At 47.7% G+C, this 17735-nt stretch carries 19 protein-coding genes; 11 read left to right on the forward strand and 8 right to left on the reverse strand.

Features of this window, described 5'->3' with window-relative positions; genetic code table 11:
* The first annotated feature begins 421 nt into the window (after positions 1-421).
* The 5 genes from SHEWMR4_RS15755 to SHEWMR4_RS15775 all read left to right on the forward strand — a co-directional run bounded on the left by SHEWMR4_RS15755 (position 422) and on the right by SHEWMR4_RS15775 (position 4284).
* Complete coding sequence (locus SHEWMR4_RS15755) at positions 422-658, forward strand: hypothetical protein (protein WP_011623749.1); 237 nt, start codon at positions 422-424, stop codon at positions 656-658.
* A gap of 353 nt (positions 659-1011) precedes the next feature.
* Complete coding sequence (locus tag SHEWMR4_RS15760) at positions 1012-1875, forward strand: MipA/OmpV family protein (RefSeq protein WP_011623750.1); 864 nt, start codon at positions 1012-1014, stop codon at positions 1873-1875.
* A 26-nt stretch (positions 1876-1901) separates the two neighbouring features.
* Positions 1902-2294, forward strand: coding sequence for a DUF3019 domain-containing protein (locus SHEWMR4_RS15765; RefSeq protein WP_011623751.1), 393 nt, complete (start codon positions 1902-1904; stop codon positions 2292-2294).
* Positions 2294-3007: a winged helix-turn-helix domain-containing protein gene (locus tag SHEWMR4_RS15770; RefSeq protein ID WP_011073412.1), complete on the forward strand. Its 714-nt coding sequence runs from the start codon at positions 2294-2296 to the stop codon at positions 3005-3007. The genes SHEWMR4_RS15765 and SHEWMR4_RS15770 overlap by 1 nt, the downstream gene beginning before the upstream one ends.
* Before the next feature lie 8 nt (positions 3008-3015).
* The gene (locus SHEWMR4_RS15775; RefSeq protein WP_011623752.1) at positions 3016-4284 is read left to right on the forward strand and encodes an ATP-binding protein; all 1269 of its coding nucleotides are present in this window, start codon (positions 3016-3018) and stop codon (positions 4282-4284) included.
* A 28-nt stretch (positions 4285-4312) separates the two neighbouring features.
* Here the strand turns inward: SHEWMR4_RS15775 and SHEWMR4_RS15780 are convergent, their stop codons facing one another.
* The gene (locus SHEWMR4_RS15780) at positions 4313-4621 is read right to left on the reverse strand and encodes a DUF1289 domain-containing protein (protein WP_011623753.1); all 309 of its coding nucleotides are present in this window, start codon (positions 4619-4621) and stop codon (positions 4313-4315) included.
* A 158-nt stretch (positions 4622-4779) separates the two neighbouring features.
* Here SHEWMR4_RS15780 and SHEWMR4_RS15785 point away from each other — a divergent pair, with 158 nt between their 5' ends.
* Positions 4780-5316 (forward strand): DUF4136 domain-containing protein, encoded by a 537-nt coding sequence (locus SHEWMR4_RS15785; protein ID WP_011623754.1) that lies wholly within the window; start codon positions 4780-4782, stop codon positions 5314-5316.
* 200 nt (positions 5317-5516) lie between these two features.
* Here the strand turns inward: SHEWMR4_RS15785 and tnpA are convergent, their stop codons facing one another.
* Both tnpA and cysM read right to left on the reverse strand, forming a co-directional pair.
* Positions 5517-5954 carry an IS200/IS605-like element ISShes4 family transposase gene (gene tnpA, locus SHEWMR4_RS15790; protein ID WP_011623755.1) on the reverse strand — a complete coding sequence of 146 codons (438 nt, stop codon included), beginning with the start codon at positions 5952-5954 and terminating at the stop codon, positions 5517-5519.
* Positions 5955-6146: 192 nt separating this feature from the next.
* Positions 6147-7025, reverse strand: coding sequence for a cysteine synthase CysM (gene cysM / locus SHEWMR4_RS15795; protein WP_011623756.1), 879 nt, complete (start codon positions 7023-7025; stop codon positions 6147-6149).
* 207 nt (positions 7026-7232) lie between these two features.
* Between cysM and cysP the strand changes: the two genes are divergently transcribed.
* The 4 genes from cysP to SHEWMR4_RS15815 all read left to right on the forward strand — a co-directional run bounded on the left by cysP (position 7233) and on the right by SHEWMR4_RS15815 (position 11264).
* Positions 7233-8240: a thiosulfate ABC transporter substrate-binding protein CysP gene (cysP, locus tag SHEWMR4_RS15800; RefSeq protein WP_011623757.1), complete on the forward strand. Its 1008-nt coding sequence runs from the start codon at positions 7233-7235 to the stop codon at positions 8238-8240.
* Positions 8241-8412: 172 nt separating this feature from the next.
* The gene (cysT, locus tag SHEWMR4_RS15805) at positions 8413-9258 is read left to right on the forward strand and encodes a sulfate/thiosulfate ABC transporter permease CysT (RefSeq protein WP_011623758.1); all 846 of its coding nucleotides are present in this window, start codon (positions 8413-8415) and stop codon (positions 9256-9258) included.
* A gap of 9 nt (positions 9259-9267) precedes the next feature.
* Positions 9268-10137: a sulfate ABC transporter permease subunit CysW gene (cysW, locus tag SHEWMR4_RS15810; RefSeq protein WP_011623759.1), complete on the forward strand. Its 870-nt coding sequence runs from the start codon at positions 9268-9270 to the stop codon at positions 10135-10137.
* Positions 10134-11264: a sulfate/molybdate ABC transporter ATP-binding protein gene (locus tag SHEWMR4_RS15815; RefSeq protein ID WP_011623760.1), complete on the forward strand. Its 1131-nt coding sequence runs from the start codon at positions 10134-10136 to the stop codon at positions 11262-11264. The genes cysW and SHEWMR4_RS15815 overlap by 4 nt, the downstream gene beginning before the upstream one ends.
* 123 nt (positions 11265-11387) lie before the next feature.
* Here SHEWMR4_RS15815 and SHEWMR4_RS15820 read toward each other — a convergent pair whose 3' ends face one another.
* The 5 genes from SHEWMR4_RS15820 to SHEWMR4_RS15840 all read right to left on the reverse strand — a co-directional run bounded on the left by SHEWMR4_RS15820 (position 11388) and on the right by SHEWMR4_RS15840 (position 16126).
* On the reverse strand, positions 11388-12533 hold the full coding sequence (locus SHEWMR4_RS15820; protein WP_011623761.1) for an HlyD family secretion protein: 1146 nt from the start codon (positions 12531-12533) through the stop codon (positions 11388-11390).
* A 1-nt stretch (position 12534) separates the two neighbouring features.
* Positions 12535-12951 carry a DUF3302 domain-containing protein gene (locus tag SHEWMR4_RS15825; RefSeq protein WP_011623762.1) on the reverse strand — a complete coding sequence of 139 codons (417 nt, stop codon included), beginning with the start codon at positions 12949-12951 and terminating at the stop codon, positions 12535-12537.
* 524 nt (positions 12952-13475) lie between these two features.
* On the reverse strand, positions 13476-13826 hold the full coding sequence (locus SHEWMR4_RS15830; RefSeq protein WP_041408848.1) for a hypothetical protein: 351 nt from the start codon (positions 13824-13826) through the stop codon (positions 13476-13478).
* A gap of 132 nt (positions 13827-13958) precedes the next feature.
* On the reverse strand, positions 13959-14441 hold the full coding sequence (locus tag SHEWMR4_RS15835; RefSeq protein WP_011623763.1) for a hypothetical protein: 483 nt from the start codon (positions 14439-14441) through the stop codon (positions 13959-13961).
* Positions 14442-14638: 197 nt separating this feature from the next.
* A complete protein-coding gene (locus tag SHEWMR4_RS15840; RefSeq protein ID WP_041408849.1) occupies positions 14639-16126 on the reverse strand; it encodes an AAA family ATPase in 1488 nt (495 codons plus the stop codon).
* A 217-nt stretch (positions 16127-16343) separates the two neighbouring features.
* On the opposite strand from SHEWMR4_RS15840, the gene purT reads away from it, so the two are divergent.
* The gene (purT, locus tag SHEWMR4_RS15845) at positions 16344-17519 is read left to right on the forward strand and encodes a formate-dependent phosphoribosylglycinamide formyltransferase (protein ID WP_011623765.1); all 1176 of its coding nucleotides are present in this window, start codon (positions 16344-16346) and stop codon (positions 17517-17519) included.
* Positions 17520-17735 lie beyond the last annotated feature (216 nt).

Raw genomic sequence — 17735 nt, forward strand, 5'->3', positions numbered from 1 at the left:
TTGTAGCACACAGGAGAAAATCATCAAAAACATTAACTTCATCCCATAAATCTATCAAAGTTGATATAAATCTAGTTTTAGACAGATTGATAACATTTACTCGCATTCGGCAATGAAACTTCGGGCCTTTTAGACCGTCTTAAGGGAAAGAGCCTGATCTTGGTGTAAAAGTGATAAGGATTGAGTGATGCTTCGCGGCATATTCATCTTTGGCAAAACAGGTTAAAGCAACGCCCTAAACGGCCAGTAGAATCGCCCATAAAACCACCAAGTTTAACTGGTAAAAATGGCTCACCAAATTAGCGAAAAATTATTTATATCTAAAAAATAATAGCAGTGATAGATTGCTATCTGTTGACGCAGCGGCATGATGGGAAACCAGTTAGGCTGTTGTTAACTATCAATAACTAAAGGAAATAAAATGAAAACGTTATCAGCTGTTATCACACTCTCGGCACTTATGAGTTTCGCAGCCTTTGCCGATGAATCGACACTTCCTCCTGCACCTGCAAATGATATCGCTCAACTGACAGAAGTGTGCCAACAAATGGCCTCTGAAGATCAGGTCGAAAATGCCGAGCTTAAGCAATATGTTCTCGACTGCGTGAACGACCAACTCACAGAAATGGGCTATCAAACCGTCAAAGAGCTTAACTGATCGATTTTAACTTCCTTTAGCCTATAAGCTCGATTAGGTTTTTAGCGTGTTCTGCTTATGCCATTCAAACCTTGAATGGCATTTTTATTGGGGCGGACGACTCAAGCCCGTAAACGTTTACCCCACCAAACGCAACAAAATAATTACCGAAAATTAGCAAAAAACAAAATGCGAAACAAAGGCATTTAAGGTTTTTATTTTTGTCTTTCAATTAATTAGGGAATCTACATACATACTATTTATATGATATCTGTATCATTTTGCATCCCTTCAGGTGAAAGCACTGTGGATTTAAGCATAAAATGCTAATCTGTTGACCATTACCGAACAACATCAAACCCGAACGCAAAATCATGTATCGAACACTGTTTATCTTACTCGCCGCACTTAGCCTGCCTTCAATAGGAATGGCGAAGGAACCGTGCGTCACTAAAGATGAATGCATCGAAATGCGTAACTGGGATTTGGGCGTGGCGGTCGGCTGGGGACAAAAGACCAATCCACTGCGGGATTTTGATGATATTCCAGTCTTTTTTATCCCTACCGTAGCTTACTATGGTGAACATTGGTTTTTTGATAACGGTAACTTAGGTTTCAGCTTAACCGAGCAGAAATACTTCAGTTTAAACTTAGTGACCAGCTATAGCTTAGATAGAGCCTACTTTTACCGCTGGGATCCATCGAACATCTTCCTGAAACGCAGCTCACAGGAAGAGGCAAGACTGCTCGCCACCAATACTGCCCTCAGCACTGAACCCGATCCCGTGTTTAACTCCTTAGAATCGCGAAACTTTACCATGCTGGGCGGCGCTGAAGCCTTTATTTATAGCCCGTTAGGTGTAGTTAGATTAGCCTACACCCATGATATGTTTAATGTGCACCAAGGCGCTGAAGCGCAAATAAAATGGACCTATGGCTGGCATTTAACCCACTGGGTCATGGATATGTCGCTCGTGTTTGATTGGAAAAGTACTAATGTCGTCGACTATTACTATGGTGTACGTCCGAGTGAAAATGCTTATTGGAGCCAACATTACCATGCAGATGCTGGTTGGAATAAAGGGATAGAAATGACGGCCCGTTATATCTTAACTGATAACTGGGATATGCTTTTTGCGTTTCGCTATACACAACTTGCAGATGAAATTGCCGCCAGCCCCTTGCTCGATGAAGACTATAGCAGCACATATTTTATTGGCGCAGCGTATAGGTTTTGACACTAGTGACTCCCCTTCGTATCAGGATGCTGTGCTTGTTGGGCCTAAGCGTGAGCTTGATGGGGCCAGCGAATGTACTTGCCGCACCGGATGAAGAGTCAAAGTTAAAACTGACCCCCGAAATCTGTATCACTGGGGATGAAAGCCAAGCCTGCGAGATCCGTGTCGAGTTACAGTGGCAACTCGCCAATGACGAGCTGGTCTGTATCTTGTCCGATAATAATGCCTATCCTAAATGGTGTAGCGAATCACTGGAACAGCATAAAATCACGCTGAATATCAGCACATTAAACGATATTCAATTTATCTTAGTGAGTAAGGACACCAATCTAACACTGGCTGGAGCCAAATTAAAAATTACGTCAACCTCGCAGCCTCAGGTGCGCAGACGTTACCGTAACCCTTGGAGTTTATTTTAATGACGAATCCACAATCACCCCACAGAGTGTTATTGGTTGAAGACGATGTCCGTCTTGCGAATTTAATCGTAGATTATTTGAAATCCCACGGCATGCATGTTGAAGTCGAGCGCCGTGGTGACACTGTCCTAACCCGCTTAATCAACTACAAGCCAGATATCATACTGCTAGACATTATGTTGCCAGGTATCGATGGCCTGAGCCTATGTGAAAAGCTACCCGATTACTTTGCTGGCCCCATCCTACTGATGAGCGCTCTAGGTTCGAGCGAAGATCAGATCAAAGGTTTAGAGCTCGGTGCCGACGACTATGTCGTTAAACCCGTTGACCCAGCGCTGCTCGTCGCCCGTATAAACAACCTATTACGTCGCCAAAATCAACCGCCTCAGGCCGAATCCCATTGTCTGACCTTTGGTAAGCTGAGTATCGATCCCCATACCCATGCAATCCGCCTCGACAATAAAGAAGTCGACCTCACCAGCCATGAGTTTGAACTCCTCTGGTTACTGGCCTCACAGGCAGGACAAGTGCTGAGCCGTCAGTACATCTATCAATTACTGCTTAACATTGATTTTGATGGTAAAGATAGAAAGATAGACGTGCGCATTTCAAGGCTACGTAAAAAGCTGAATGACAATATCGAGACCCCCTTCAGAATTAAAACCGTCTGGGGGCAGGGTTATCTCTTCGCCCCAGAGGCTTGGAACAACTAAGAACTTCCGTGAAACGTCTCTTTATCAGCTTATATTTACTGCTGAGCCTCAGTTTTCTAGGCATAGGCTGGACACTGGACAGCCTGTGGCAGAAAAATGTGGACGAAAATAATGCCTTAGATGCTCCTCTGGTTGCGTTAGCCCAGTTGCTAACACAGCTACCAGAGGAGAATCGTAACGCCTATCTCGAGGCGCTGCCCAGCCATGATCAGTTGCCCCTTAATCTGCTCAGCCCAGATCAAATCGCGCTAGCCAAAGACCAACAGCTCACGCCCAATCATGTGGTTACCACCACAACCAGCGAGGGCGAACAATTCCAGTTTATTCAGGTAGGCGAGCAAGTGTTAATGGCGGGTCCCATCGAGATAGACCCTAGAGCCTCACTGCGTAATCTGTTTACGCTGTTTTTCTATCTCTCACTGGCATTAGTTGCACTGATTTGGGTCGGTCCGCTGTCGCGGGATTTAAGCATTTTACGTAAGGCTACCAAGGATTTTGGCGAGGCCAAATGGGATACACGCATTAGCCTTTCAAACCGCTCCCAGGTTAAACCCTTAGCGAACACCTTTAATGAAATGGCGCGCCATATCAGTGCGTTAATCGAAAACCAAAAACATTTATCCAATGCGGTTTCCCACGAGATCCGCACACCACTCGCGCGACTGAAATTCGCCCTCGCCTTAATGCCCATGTACTGCCAGCCCGATTCTGACGAACAAAAGCGTCAAGACTTTCTCAATGAGATGCAGCTCGACATAAAAGAAATGGAAAACCTGCTGCAGGAACTGCTGACTTACGCCAGTCTGGAGGCTCAGCGCGAAGGCACACCGTTGGATGAATACGATTTACTCAGCTTAGTTAACCAGTGCATTAAACGTTTAAGCAGCCTAAGTGATACTCCCATCCGCTTACAGGCGGAGATGACGAGTCTCCCCTTGGTCGGCGAACCCGCACTGATTGAACGCGCCCTACAAAACCTGCTGACCAACGCCCAGCGTTTTGCCCGCCAGCAAATCCTGATTGAAGTCAGCCAAACCCCGCAAAGGGTGACTTTGAGTGTGAGTAATGATGGAGAGCCTATCCCCGAGGTGGATTTACCTATGGTGTTCGAGCCATTTTACCGTAGCCAATCGGTGCAAAATGGTAACAAGGGTCATGGCTTAGGGCTGGCGATTATCAAACGGATCATGCAGCGTCATCAGGGCGAAGTGAGCGTTAGCAGCAATCCCACTCAAACGTGTTTTACCTTAAGCTGGCCAAAAAAGCGGGAAATTTAAGCGCTTAGTTGGTGCTCTCAAAGTTAGATTATTCCTCGAGATCAAAATCATCGAGGTCCAATTCGGCGGCATCTTGCGGCGCAAAATCGAGTTGGGGATTAAGCGCCGCCCTCTCCTGCTCAAGTGCTTGCTGACGGGCTTTGTATAAGGCCAACTGCCGCCGACGCTTACGTTGGTTGCATAAACGGATCACATCGTGCTTTTGCGCGTCGGTAAAGTGCAACCAATTGAATCGCTCATCACGACTACGCAGGCAACCTTTGCAATAGCCGCGGGCATCGGTTTGGCACACACCGATGCAAGGGCTAGGTATTTCGAAAAAGGCTAACTGTTCCATGATGTTGAGCTACTCTGGCAAATTAAGCACTTAAAATGCGTGACCTTAAATACACAAGTAAAACAATACAAAAATTAAACACTTTTCACTAAATTACTTGCAGTCTTGTTGTTAATCAAGGCACATTGAACAGAGTTTGTACAACTTGGAGTGTCATCATGGGATACAAAAATATCGCCAGTCTGTTTGTCGCCTTGGTCTTAGTCAGCGCCTGCAGCAGTAAGCCGAAAAACGATTACGATCTCAATTACGACTTTAAGGCATTACAGAGCTTCAGCCAGCTCGCCCCCCAACCTAGCGACGACCCACTCAGCGCCCAGCGCATTCAAACCGAAATCACCCAACAATTAAGCCAAAAAGGCTTTACTGAAACTGCCACTTCCCCCGATTTTAAAGTCGCCTATGGGTTATTAACCCAAGACAAGCCTAAAGACTCGGGTCTCTCCATAGGTTTAGGCACGGGCAGTTTTGGCCGTTCTGGTGGCATTGGCGTAGGCACAAGCGTTGGGGTACCACTTGGCAGTGACACGGCAAAAATTCAGACTATTCAAATTGATATTATCGATACGAAAACCAATAAGCTGATTTGGCGCGGCACAGATAGTTTCGATTTTGACAGGGGCGGCGATAAAAAAGCCCAAGACACAGCCAAAGCCGTTAGCCGGATTTTGGCGCAGTTTCCACCGCAACCATAAGCCAGTGCTAAGTGCTAAGTGTTAAGTGTTAAGTGCTATTGATTGGTCTGATAGTAGGTAACTCTTGATGACTTAAACCATAATGACTTTAATAAACCACAATGGCTTAAACCACAATGGCTTATGCAATAGTCAGTAAAGAATCCGCCTTCTTAGAAGGCGGCTTTGATTTGCCCCTGGAAGGGGCTATTTCCTTACACCTACTTCATCTGTAGCGACAATTGAGCATCATGCTCTAGATCTTGCTTATCTTGATGGCGAACATAGCGTCTTATGATTTCCTCATTTACGCCTACCGTATCAACAAAATAACCCCTCGCCCAAAAGCTATTTCCCCATAACTTCTTGCGAACATGAGGGAATTTGTTAAAAAGCCTTATTGCGCTACTACCCTTCAATATCCCCATTAATGTGGATACTGACAACTTTGGGGGAATTATCACGACTAGATGCACATGATCTATCTGGACGTTTAATTCTAAGACCTCACAACTTTTCATATTGCATAGAATATAAATCGACCTGTAGAGCTCTTTACCAAGGTTACCTTTTAGAATTTTGAATCTGTACTTAGGCGTCCAAACGATATGATATTTACAACGCCAGTAAACATGTGATGAACTTCTGTAATCGCCCATGTTTCTCGTTTCCTCTTACTTGTGGTGAATAAGAAGGTCTCTTTTAACATGGGCGTTATTCAGGCTATAGCCTTAAGGGACAATCACCACCGCCAAAGGCGGTGGTTTTGGGATGACAATAAAAATGGGCGATTAACGCCCATTTTTATTGCCGAAGGAAGGTTAAATCCTAAGCGTGAATCTTAGTTAGGGTTAAGAAAATAACCCAGATGACAGATAACGGTCGCCCCTATCACACACAATCGCGACCACAACCGAACCCGGATTCTGCCTCGCAATCTCGAGCGCCGCAAATACCGCGCCGCCAGAACTCACGCCAGCACAAATGCCTTCTTCACGGGCCAAGGTTCTTGCCATGGCTTTCGCATCTTGCTCCTCAATATCCATCACCGCATCGACACGGGCAGCATCGAAAATACCCGGTAGATATTCCTGCGGCCAACGACGAATCCCCGGAATCGAACTGCCATCGGCGGGTTGTAGCCCGACAATGGTGACATCTGGGTTGCGGCTCTTTAGGTATTTCGACACGCCCATAATAGTGCCTGTGGTGCCCATGCTGGAGACAAAGTGGGTGATCTTACCTTGGCTCTGCTGCCAAATTTCGGGGCCAGTGGTCTGGAAATGGGCGTTGGCGTTATCTTGATTATTGAACTGATCCAGCACCTTACCTTTGCCTTGTGCCTGAAGCTCTAAGGCTAAATCCCGCGCGGCTTCCATATTGTCCACCAGCAGCAGCTCGGCGCCATAGGCCAGCATGGCATCCTTACGCTCTTGGGTCGAATTCGACGGCATGATCAGGATCATCTTGTAGCCTTTAATCGCCGCCGCCATGGCTAAGGCGATGCCGGTATTGCCACTGGTCGCTTCAATCAGGGTATCCCCAGGGGCAATCTCTTGGCGAAGCTCCGCCTGAATAATCATATTCAGCGCCGCGCGATCCTTTACCGAACCCGCGGGGTTATTCCCCTCCAGCTTTAATAATACCGTTGAGCTACCACAATCAAGTCGCTGCAAACGTACCAGCGGAGTTTGCCCAATACAGGCTTCAATAGTCGGAAAGTCAGACACTCGGATGATCCTTGTAATAAAAGCGATTCAGCATAGGGGTATTTTAAGGGGGTTAGCCACAACAAACACGATGAATCTCACCCGAGGCATACAATTATTCGCTCATAGTTATTCTAAAAAGTTCTATTCATGCAGCTTTTTATAAATAAATTCTTCTATTACTCTATTCCTATACACTGACACAGTTGCCAGATTAAGGAGTACAAAATGCCAGTAAAATTGACTAAGGCCCTACTGGGAACCCTATTGCTGGGAACCACCCTCAATGTGGCAGCCGCCGATCAGACACTATTAAATTCCTCGTACGATATCGCGCGGGAATTATTCAATGCCTATAACCCTGTTTTTGCTAAACATTGGCAAGAAAAAACTGGCAAGACAGTTGAAATCAAGCAATCCCATGCGGGTTCTTCCGCCCAGGCTCGCTCGATTCTTCAGGGCTTACCCGCCGATGTCGTGACCTTTAACCAAGTCACCGATGTGCAAATTCTCCATGACCGCGGCAAGTTGATCCCAGAAAACTGGCAACAACTGCTGCCGAATGCCAGCTCACCTTACTACTCCACCATCGCGTTTTTGGTGCGTAAGGGCAATCCAAAGCAAATCAGCGACTGGAATGATTTAGCCAAAGATGACGTTAAGTTGGTGTTCCCGAACCCAAAAACCTCGGGTAATGCGCGTTACACTTACTTAGCAGCCTTAGGTTATGCCCAGAAAAACTATGGTAAAGATAATCAAGCCTCATTAGATGAGTTTTTGAAGAAGTTCCTCGGTAACGTTGCCGTATTTGATACGGGCGGCCGTGGTGCAACCACGTCGTTTGTTGAACGTGGCATCGGCGATGTGCTGATCACCTTCGAATCTGAAGTTAACAATATTCGTCAGCAATATGGTGCCGATGATTACCAAGTCGTCGTGCCAAAAACCTCGATTCTGGCAGAATTCCCCGTTGCCGTAGTTGAGAAAAACGCTAAGCGTAACGGCACGCAAGAACTCGCAACCGAGTATTTAAACTACCTTTACAGCGAAGAAGCACAACGTTTGTTAGCCGGATTTAACTACCGCGTTCACAACGAGAAAGTCGTTGCCGAATTTACCAAGCAATTCCCAACGGTTGAATTAATGACCGTTGAGCAAATCATAGGTAACTGGGACAACGCGATGAAGACCCAATTTGCCAATGGCGCCAAACTGGATCAGTTATTAAAACGCTGATAATTCGCTTGGGTACCTAAGTCATCAAATTCACAACCCGGGCAATGTCCCGGGTTTTGTGGTTATATCGCAGCAAGAATTCACAGCGTTTTTTTATCGTGATTGAGCAATAACGTGCTAATGGCATAATAATATTGGACTAACTCCATCAACCTTATCGGGTGGTTATTCAGTGATATTTAATAATGGGCGTTTACGCCACAAGCGGGTTTTGCCAGGGTTTAGTATCAGCCTAGGTGTGTCTTTGCTGTTTGTCAGCTTGATTCTCTTACTCCCCACCACAGGCCTGATTATGCAAACCAGCCAGATGAGCTGGGCAGAATATTGGGGCGTGATTGCCGATCCCCGCGTGCTGGCAAGTTATAAAGTCACCATTTTATCTGCACTTGCCGCCTCCCTGTTTAACTGTCTTTTTGGCCTGTTACTCGCTTGGGTGTTGGTGCGTTATGAGTTTCCGGGTAAGCGCATCCTCGATGCCTTAGTCGATTTACCCTTTGCCTTACCCACCGCCGTCGCGGGTATCACCTTAGCGACTCTGTACGCCGAGAATGGCCAGATTGGTAGCCTTTTGGCCGAAATCGGTATCAAAGTGGCCTACACGCCATTGGGGATTGTGGTTGCGATGATCTTCACCAGCATTCCCTTCGTGGTGCGAACCGTTCAGCCCGTACTGGAAGAGTTATCCCACGATGAAGAAGAAGCCGGCATGACCTTAGGCGCAACCGATGGCACCGTGTTTTGGCGGGTGATTTTACCTTCCCTCTGGCCAGCCTTAGTGGTCGGTACGGCGCTGTCTTTTACCCGCAGTCTGGGTGAGTTTGGCGCGGTGATTTTTATCGCAGGCAATATGCCCTACATCAGTGAAATCACCTCCCTGATGATTTTCGTTCGCCTACAGGAATTTGATTTTGCCGGCGCCAGCGCCATTGCCTCCGTTGTACTGCTGACCTCGCTGTTGCTGCTACTGCTGATTAACCTGTGGCAGGCGCGTTATTTACGCCGCATTCACGGCCGATAAGGAGCCACCATGAACTCATTTAAACCGTTAAGAGTCGGTGAAGCGCCCCTCATCAAATGGAGCCTAATCATCCTAGCCGTGTTTTTGGCCATGGTGTTGTTGCTGCTGCCCTTAGTCAGTATTTTCCAGCAGGCCTTCGTTGGTGGTTGGGAGCGTTATATCGAGCATCTGAGCCAACCCGACTCACTCCACGCCATCGGGCTGACCCTGATGGTCGCAGCGCTAACCGTGCCGATTAACTTAGTGTTTGGGGTACTGCTCGCCTGGAGCGTAACGCGCTTTGAGTTTCCGGGGCGTAAGTTACTCATTACCTTGATTGATATTCCCTTTGCCGTATCGCCCGTGGTCGCAGGCTTGCTCTATCTACTGCTTTACGGCAACAGTGGCTGGCTCGGTGCTTGGCTGTTTGAGCACGATTTACAGATCATGTTTGCCTGGCCGGGGATTCTGTTAGTCACCATTTTCGTGACCTGCCCCTTTGTTGCCCGAGAATTAATCCCCTTGATGCAGCAACAGGGCGCATCGGAGGAGGAAGCCGCAGTCATTCTTGGTGCCTCATGGTGGCAACTGTTTCGCCGCGTGACTCTGCCCAATATCAAGTGGGCACTGATTTATGGGGTGATCCTCACCAACGCCAGAGCCGTAGGTGAGTTTGGTGCTGTTGCCGTAGTATCTGGCAATATCCGTGGCGAAACCAACACCTTACCTTTGCATGTGCAATTACTTTACGAAGATTATCAGGCCGAAGCCGCCTTCGCGAGCGCGTCACTGCTTGCCTTAATCGCCCTATGTACCTTACTGCTAAAAGCCTTAGTAGAGTGGCGCCAACAACGCAGCTTATCCGCCAATGACAACCAAGAGCAGAGCCAATCATTATGAGTATTCGTTTAACTAATATTTCCAAAAAATTTGGCCAATTTCAGGCGCTCTCGCCGCTCAATCTGGATATTCAAGAAGGCGAGATGATAGGTCTTCTCGGCCCTTCCGGCTCAGGTAAAACCACCCTATTGCGGATTATTGCCGGCCTTGAAGGCGCAGATAGCGGCCAAATCCATTTCGGTAATCGTGATGTGACTCAAGTGCATGTGCGTGACCGCAGAGTGGGGTTTGTGTTTCAAAACTACGCCCTGTTCCGCCATATGACGGTCGCCGACAACGTCGCCTTTGGGCTCGAAGTCATTCCGAAAAATCAGCGACCTTCTAAGGCCGAAATCCAAAATCGCGTCAGCCATTTACTCGAAATGGTACAACTTGGCCATTTAGCCCAGCGCTACCCTGAGCAGCTTTCGGGCGGACAAAAACAGCGTATCGCCTTGGCCCGCGCCTTAGCGACTCAGCCCGAAGTACTGTTACTCGACGAACCCTTTGGCGCCCTCGATGCCAAGGTGCGTAAAGAACTGCGCCGCTGGTTGCGCAGCCTTCACGATGAGCTGAAATTCACTAGCGTGTTTGTGACCCACGATCAGGACGAAGCCTTAGAGCTTTCCGATAGAGTGGTGGTGATGAGCAACGGCCATATTGAGCAGGTCAATACTCCCATAGAGTTGTATGCCCAACCCAACAGCCGCTTTGTGTTTGATTTCTTAGGTAATGTCAATCGGTTTGAAGCGAGCTGGCAACAGAATCGTTGGACCAACGGTGACGCCTTCTTAGTGCCACCAGAGCAAGCGCCACTGCAACAAAACGGCGCGCTCTATGTGCGTAGCCATGAGCTGGCACTGGCGGATAAACCCAACAGCCAAGCCCATATTCCCTTTACCATAGTGGCAATAACACCGGTTGGCGCAGAAGTGCGTGTCGAACTGGCGCCTATCGGCTGGCAGAGTGAAGAACTGTGGGAAGCCACCTTTACCCACCACCATCTGCAAGAATTAGGACTGCAAAAAGGCAGTGTGGTCTACGCCGCCCCAAGAACGGCTTATTTCTTTGGTGAACAAGGTGATGGTTCGCCTATTCGTCAAAGTTGGCCATTCCTGCCGCCGGGCAGCTTGACCTTCGATATTTAATCGCAGCCTGCATTCACCTGCTGCATATAACAAAAAAGCGCTGACAGTCTTATCAGCGCTTTTTTATTCACTCTTGGACAGCTTAAAACCAGATCCAAGCAAAGTCGTTAGCGTAAAACTCCACTAGTGCCCATCGAAGAACAAGTAGTTTAACCAGCCCTGCATCCGCAGCAGCACTTTACGCATCACGGCGACATGGTGGAAATGTTCTGTGTACACAGCCACTTGTCCCGCAACGCCCGCTGGGAATTGGCGGCGTATCGCATCGTCTTCAATATCGATTAACACGATAACCCGACCTGTTTGGAATAGCTGATTGGACGATTGCAGCATGCCATTCATCTGGATCTCGCCTTCGGCCATCGCGGGGAGTACCTTAGCGACTTTGCCCTTAAACACTTGTCCAGGCGCCGCATCTAATACCACTTCCGCCTCATCCCCTTCCTGTAATCGCAGTAGGGAGTTTTGCCAGAATGCGCCAGCAAAATAACGCTGCTCGTCGGGGATAAAACTCATCACCGGCCGTAAAGGCAAAGGCACCGCCATTGCACCTGGGCGCAGCGCCATTTGAGTCACAATACCATCGGCTGGTGCCCGCACGACGGTTTGCTCGAGATTATAGAGCGCGCTTTCAAGATCCCCCTGCAGCCCCGCCACCTTAGAATTTACCCCATCCACATTGGACTCATAGGCAAGACGTGCGCGTAACTCTTCGGCCTGCGCAGCCGTTAGCTGAGCCTCTGAGGCTAAAAACAGTTGGCGTCTATTGTCTAATTCCAGCTCAGTAAAGGGAGAGTTCGCTCCACCTTTACGATGGCCTTGTTCATAACGGTCATAAGCCGATTTATTACGCTCCCTATCCGCAGCGACTCTGGCCACATTCGCCTTAGCAGACTCCCAAGCGGCCTCAAGTTGTGGCACTTCCTGCTCCGCCGCTAACAGAGCGGCTCTTTTGCGTTTAACCACGGCTTCAAAGGGAGTGGGATCGATTCGAAACAGCACATCCCCTTGTTTAATCGGCGTATTAGGCTTAACGTCCACCGAAATCACTAACCCTTTTACCGCTGGAGTGATTGGAATAGTGGCATAGTATTCCCGCGCGAAACGTGAATAGGGATGGTTGTAATTCATAATCAGCAACAACGCCCCGATAAGAACCACGCCCCCTAATACCGCCGTGGGCACTGTCCATTTGTTCATCGGGATCTTAAAGACTTTAAAAATCACAATGCAGATCGAGGCATAGGTTAATATCAATAGTAAATCCATGTTATACCTCGGCTTTTTGGCTAACTTCGGTCACACTAGCTTCTGCTGTCATTGCAGCTTGATGGTTTACAACCGCTGGAGCGGCTGTCGATTCGAGTCGCTCAAGCTTTGTCTGTAAGGCCAATACCGTTTCCCTTAGCGCTTTAACATCATCCTCCAATGCCTCTTCGCGCTTCATCACAGTGCTAAAGCCCCAGCCTCTATCCTCTCGATACAAGGTCGCCCAAATCCATAAAAATGGCCAAATAGCATGTAAGGTAAATAAACTGACCCACCCGGCGATATGTAATGCATCCTGCTGGGGATGATTGCGCTTTTTCGCAATTTCATACGGGATGTCGTGAATCGCAATCACGCCATAAAAAATCACCACAATGACAAAAAATAAAATGCCTAAGGCAAAATAGTCCAAAAACATGCTCAGCTCCCACTCCCTTCCCGATCTTAATTTCGGTAAAACCACCCATACCAAAATCGTGCTTTGTCCCGCAGTGCCTTTCAATTTGAGACACAATATAGATCTACACCAGAATGACAAATTCGCAACAAATCCATCTAAATAGCTTGATCAAAAACACAATTGTTTATTCCAATGAAACAAATGGCATCCAAGGAAGAAGGTAACTGACGACATAGACCTATCGCCAAGGTGACGTCATAAGTTATCTAACAATAAAACGATGGACTTGGTATCACCCGTCTTTGTCTCAACTGTGGGATTTATCGTGGATGAGTATAACTTCACGTAGTTATAAATGAGGTTTACAAAGCAAATATCGTATTGAGACGAATAAATCTAAAATATTGATTATTAATAATTTAGTGTCAACTGACATTAGCCTATAGACTAGAGCCATAATGGCGATTCCATTTGACGCCAATCCATAATCAGTCAGACCCTTAGCTAAGGCGAGCAACTTGTTTCGAGTCTACCAGCACTGGTTAATGATATTGCTCATGATCAATCCAATGTTTGCACAAGGCGCCAATCTCATCCGCATCATGCTGCCGATTTCTCCATGCTTTTTCGAGCTCAACTTTTAGCAGATATCCCTTTACATAAAATTCTGCCTCATCGTATGCCCCAAACCATTTTGGATTAAAACTTTTATTTTCTAAGAGGCCGTTAATCATCTTGATGCTTGCTTTGGCTTTATCTTCAGATATTAAGGAAAGATCGTATCTTCCAATCTTTCCTTCTCGTTTCGACCATTCATTGCATAGTCTATTATCGATATTCTCAGCAAGCGTAGAGTAGCTTATTAGAAATAGAAAAATTACGGTTAACTTCATAAACACCATTAAGATTTTATTAGTACGGATGCATATTTTAAACCTATTCCTCCCCCCAAAGAGTGAAGAATAAAATACAACGAGCTTACTATACCTAATCTCACAATCCCCGAACGCTTAATTTATGCTGAGTTAGCATCGTTCTTGCCACTGACACTCTACTAAATTGAACTCATAGTGGCTGTCGTGGGGGGCGATATTGGCCTTTAATTTAAAGCGTTGGCCGTCTGCGGCAATCCAGCACTGGGAGAACCATTCGATAAGCGCGTTTGTCGCGATATGCCAAGGGTCAAGGTCCTCATCCTTTTCGATATATTCCTCTTCAAACTCATCGGGATAGACATGGTCTATGTCGAGCAAATTTGGATTGACTGGTGACGGGTATGCCGCCTTGCCATCGAGATAGATAAAATACTCGGTGTTATCTTTATCCATAAAAAATACCCGCACCGGGAATTGGGATGAAAAACTATCGACAAAGACTTCAAACGCCAGCGTGACCACCTCTTGGGGATAATCATGCTCAATCAGTTGCTTAAGAATGGGCTGTAACTCATCGGTGAGATTGTCTAAGTAACCACCGACTTTTTCTGTAAACTCTTGCTCGAAACTCATCTCTTCCCTGCTTATCATGCTGTACGACTCGAACGGCGAAAATAACTCATATCGACCAGCAAGTTAACACCAGCTGTGATGATATCCAACTTCCCCCACCCCAAAGCCAACACTAAAATCTAAAGCTGCTTATCGTGTATAAGGCTCAGCCGCCCCATACGCCGCCAGAACGCGAACAGTGATAGCGGGTTAAGTTGCTACTCATGGGCATTGACTGTGCGCCCTGCGGCCCATTGTCTTAGGGCATTAATCTTATCGCCCATCACTATGGATAAAGGCTTGGTCTTGGTCAGCTCTTCTAACAACATGTCTTGGTCGAGCGTTCGCGCTAAACTGCGGGCGCTGTACATGGCGGCGATAACGGCTTGTTCAATTTCAGCTCCAGAAAACCCTTGGCTGTGGCGCGAAAGCTGCGCAAGGTCGAGGCGAGTCACATCAATACCACGGCGCTGGCAATGGATCAGGAAAATCGCCTTACGTATGGCCTCGTCGGGTAAATCGACAAAGAAGATTTCATCCATTCGCCCCTTACGCATCAGCTCAGGCGGCAGGGCTTGAATATCGTTAGCGGTGGCGACCACAAATACCTCGGACTTACGCTCTGCCATCCAAGTTAACAGTGTGCCAAGAATGCGGGTCGAAGTGCCCTCATCACTGCTACTGCCGCTTAAGCCTTTCTCTATTTCATCAATCCAAAGGATACAGGGCGACATCATATCGGCCAGCTCGAGAGCGTTGCGCAGGTTCTTTTCGGTTTCGCCTATATATTTGTTATATAAGGCACCCATATCGAGTCTGAGCAAAGGCCGTTGCCACACACCCGCTACCGCCTTGGCCGCAAGGCTCTTACCACTGCCCTGCACCCCGAGTAATAACACGCCCTTGGGCGCATCGGGTTGTAAAGCAGCCTTGGCATCAGTGGATACCTGCACTGCGGGCGCGCGCTGCTTTAACCATTTTTTGAGATTATGTAATCCGGCAATCTGCGAAAAATCACTGGTGTCATACTCAAATTGCAGCACACCGTTAAGATCGAGTAATTGGAATTTGGCTTTGTTGATAAGGTCCACATCCGAATGGGTAATGGCGCCATCATCCACAATAGCCTTATGGATCAATCGTCTGGCATCATCTAAGGTTACACCGCGCAGATTTTCCGCCAGTTTAACCACGGCTTTATCATCCACAGTAAGCGGTATCCCTTGGCCGCATACTTTATCCACCTCAAGGTAAATCAGGTTCTCAAGCTGGGAGGTACTCGGCAGGGTAAGCTGAAAATAGGCGCAATAACGCTTAATTTCCGGCGGGATCTCAAAGGCATGACTCACTAGCACCAGCGTATGTTGCAGCGCATCGTATTCGAGGGCGATTTCTTTAAGCAAACGGACATTCTTTGGCGCATCAACCACAAAGGGATGAAAATCACAGAGCACATAGATGCCCTGCTGGGTCGTCGATTTAATCTGCCCTAAGATATCGCCAGGTTCAGTATTAAATTTCTGCGCTGCCATGGGTTTATCGACCCGCGTCAGCCCTTGAGTAATGCTCCAAGTAAATAAGGGCTGATAGAGCACATTCGCCACCCGCTTAAGCATGTCTACAACACGGTATTCCTCATAGGTTTCAATCACTACGATAGGCGTTTTAGAGCGTAGTACGGCGGTTAAATCACGAATGTCTTGCATCTTAGGTTTCCATAATCCGTTATGACACGAAAAGTTAACATAAAACACCGCCACAAACAGGATTTTTACCACCCCCAAGCCCTAATCACCCTTAAATAGCTTGATCGAAAACACAGTTGTTAATTTCAGTCTCATGCTTTAGCGCCAATCGGGGTAGACTATGACCCAAGAACGTCCAAAGGCGTCAATTATCCCAATATAAAAAGGTACCCACACCATGATAGGAACTCCCTACACAGAGGGCGCTCGACGCGCCATGTTGCTTGGCTGCGGTGAGCTAGGTAAAGAAGTCGCCATCGAGCTCCAACGCTTAGGTGTTGAAGTGATTGGCGTCGATCGTTATCCCAATGCCCCCGCCATGCAAATTGCCCATCGCTCCCATGTGATCAATATGCTCGATGCAAAAGCGCTTCGCGCCATTATCGAGCTAGAAAAGCCCCACTTAGTGATCCCCGAAATTGAAGCTATTGCCACTCAAACCTTAGTTGAGATGGAAGCCGAAGGCCTCAATGTCGTGCCGACAGCGCGCGCAACTCAGCTGACCATGGACAGAGAAGGCATTCGTCGCCTCGCCGCCGAAACCTTAGGTCTGCCGACCTCGCCCTATTTCTTCTGCGACACTGAAACCGAATTTAATCAAGCCATTGGCAAGATTGGCGTGCCCTGCGTAGTCAAACCCGTGATGAGCTCATCGGGCAAGGGCCAAAGTGTTATCCGTGATGTATCCCAAAGCGCCAAAGCCTGGCAATATGCCCAAGAAGGCGGCCGCGCGGGCGGTGGTCGTGTGATTGTCGAAGGCTTTATCCCCTTCGATTACGAAATTACCCTGCTGACCATTAGCGCAGTCAATGGCATCCACTTCTGCGCGCCAATTGGCCACAGGCAAGAAGACGGCGACTACCGCGAGTCATGGCAACCTCAAGCCATGTCGGCCGACGTGCTAGCAAAATCCCAAGCAATCGCCAGCAAAGTGGTGGAAGCCCTCGGCGGTTACGGCTTATTTGGGGTCGAGCTGTTTGTGAAGGGCAGCGATGTGTACTTCTCTGAAGTCTCGCCTCGTCCGCACGATACCGGTTTAGTCACCTTAATTAGCCAAGATTTATCCGAGTTTGCACTGCATGTCAGGGCAATTCTTGGCCTGCCGATTCCGAATATCCATCAACATGGCCCCAGCGCCTCGGCGGTAGTATTGGTGGAAGGCAAATCGAAAAACATTCGCTATCAAGGTCTTGCCGATGCCTTGGCGGCGGAAAATACTCAGCTCAGATTATTCGCTAAGCCTGAAATCGATGGTCGCCGCCGTTTAGGGGTTGCCCTCGCCCGCGATAAAGATATCGAAAGCGCAGTCAATAAAGCGCTGGATAGTGCATCTAAGGTAAAAGTGATTTTCTAGGCTTGAATGCTTAACGATTTGTCGCCAACACCTTGGCGATAATCACTGCGCCCAGCCTGTTGCTGGGCGCGTTATTAAGGCATCAAAGCCGAGTTAACCGCCATCTCTTATTCAATCAAATTGATTTCGCGTCTAATGCAAAAGCCTGATGCAATCCAAGGTGGTTTTGAGGCATAGTAGTCCTCTATTTGGCATGCCCCACGCTAGGCTTTTACT

The organism is Shewanella sp. MR-4, from assembly GCF_000014685.1.
GTDB lineage: Bacteria > Pseudomonadota > Gammaproteobacteria > Enterobacterales > Shewanellaceae > Shewanella.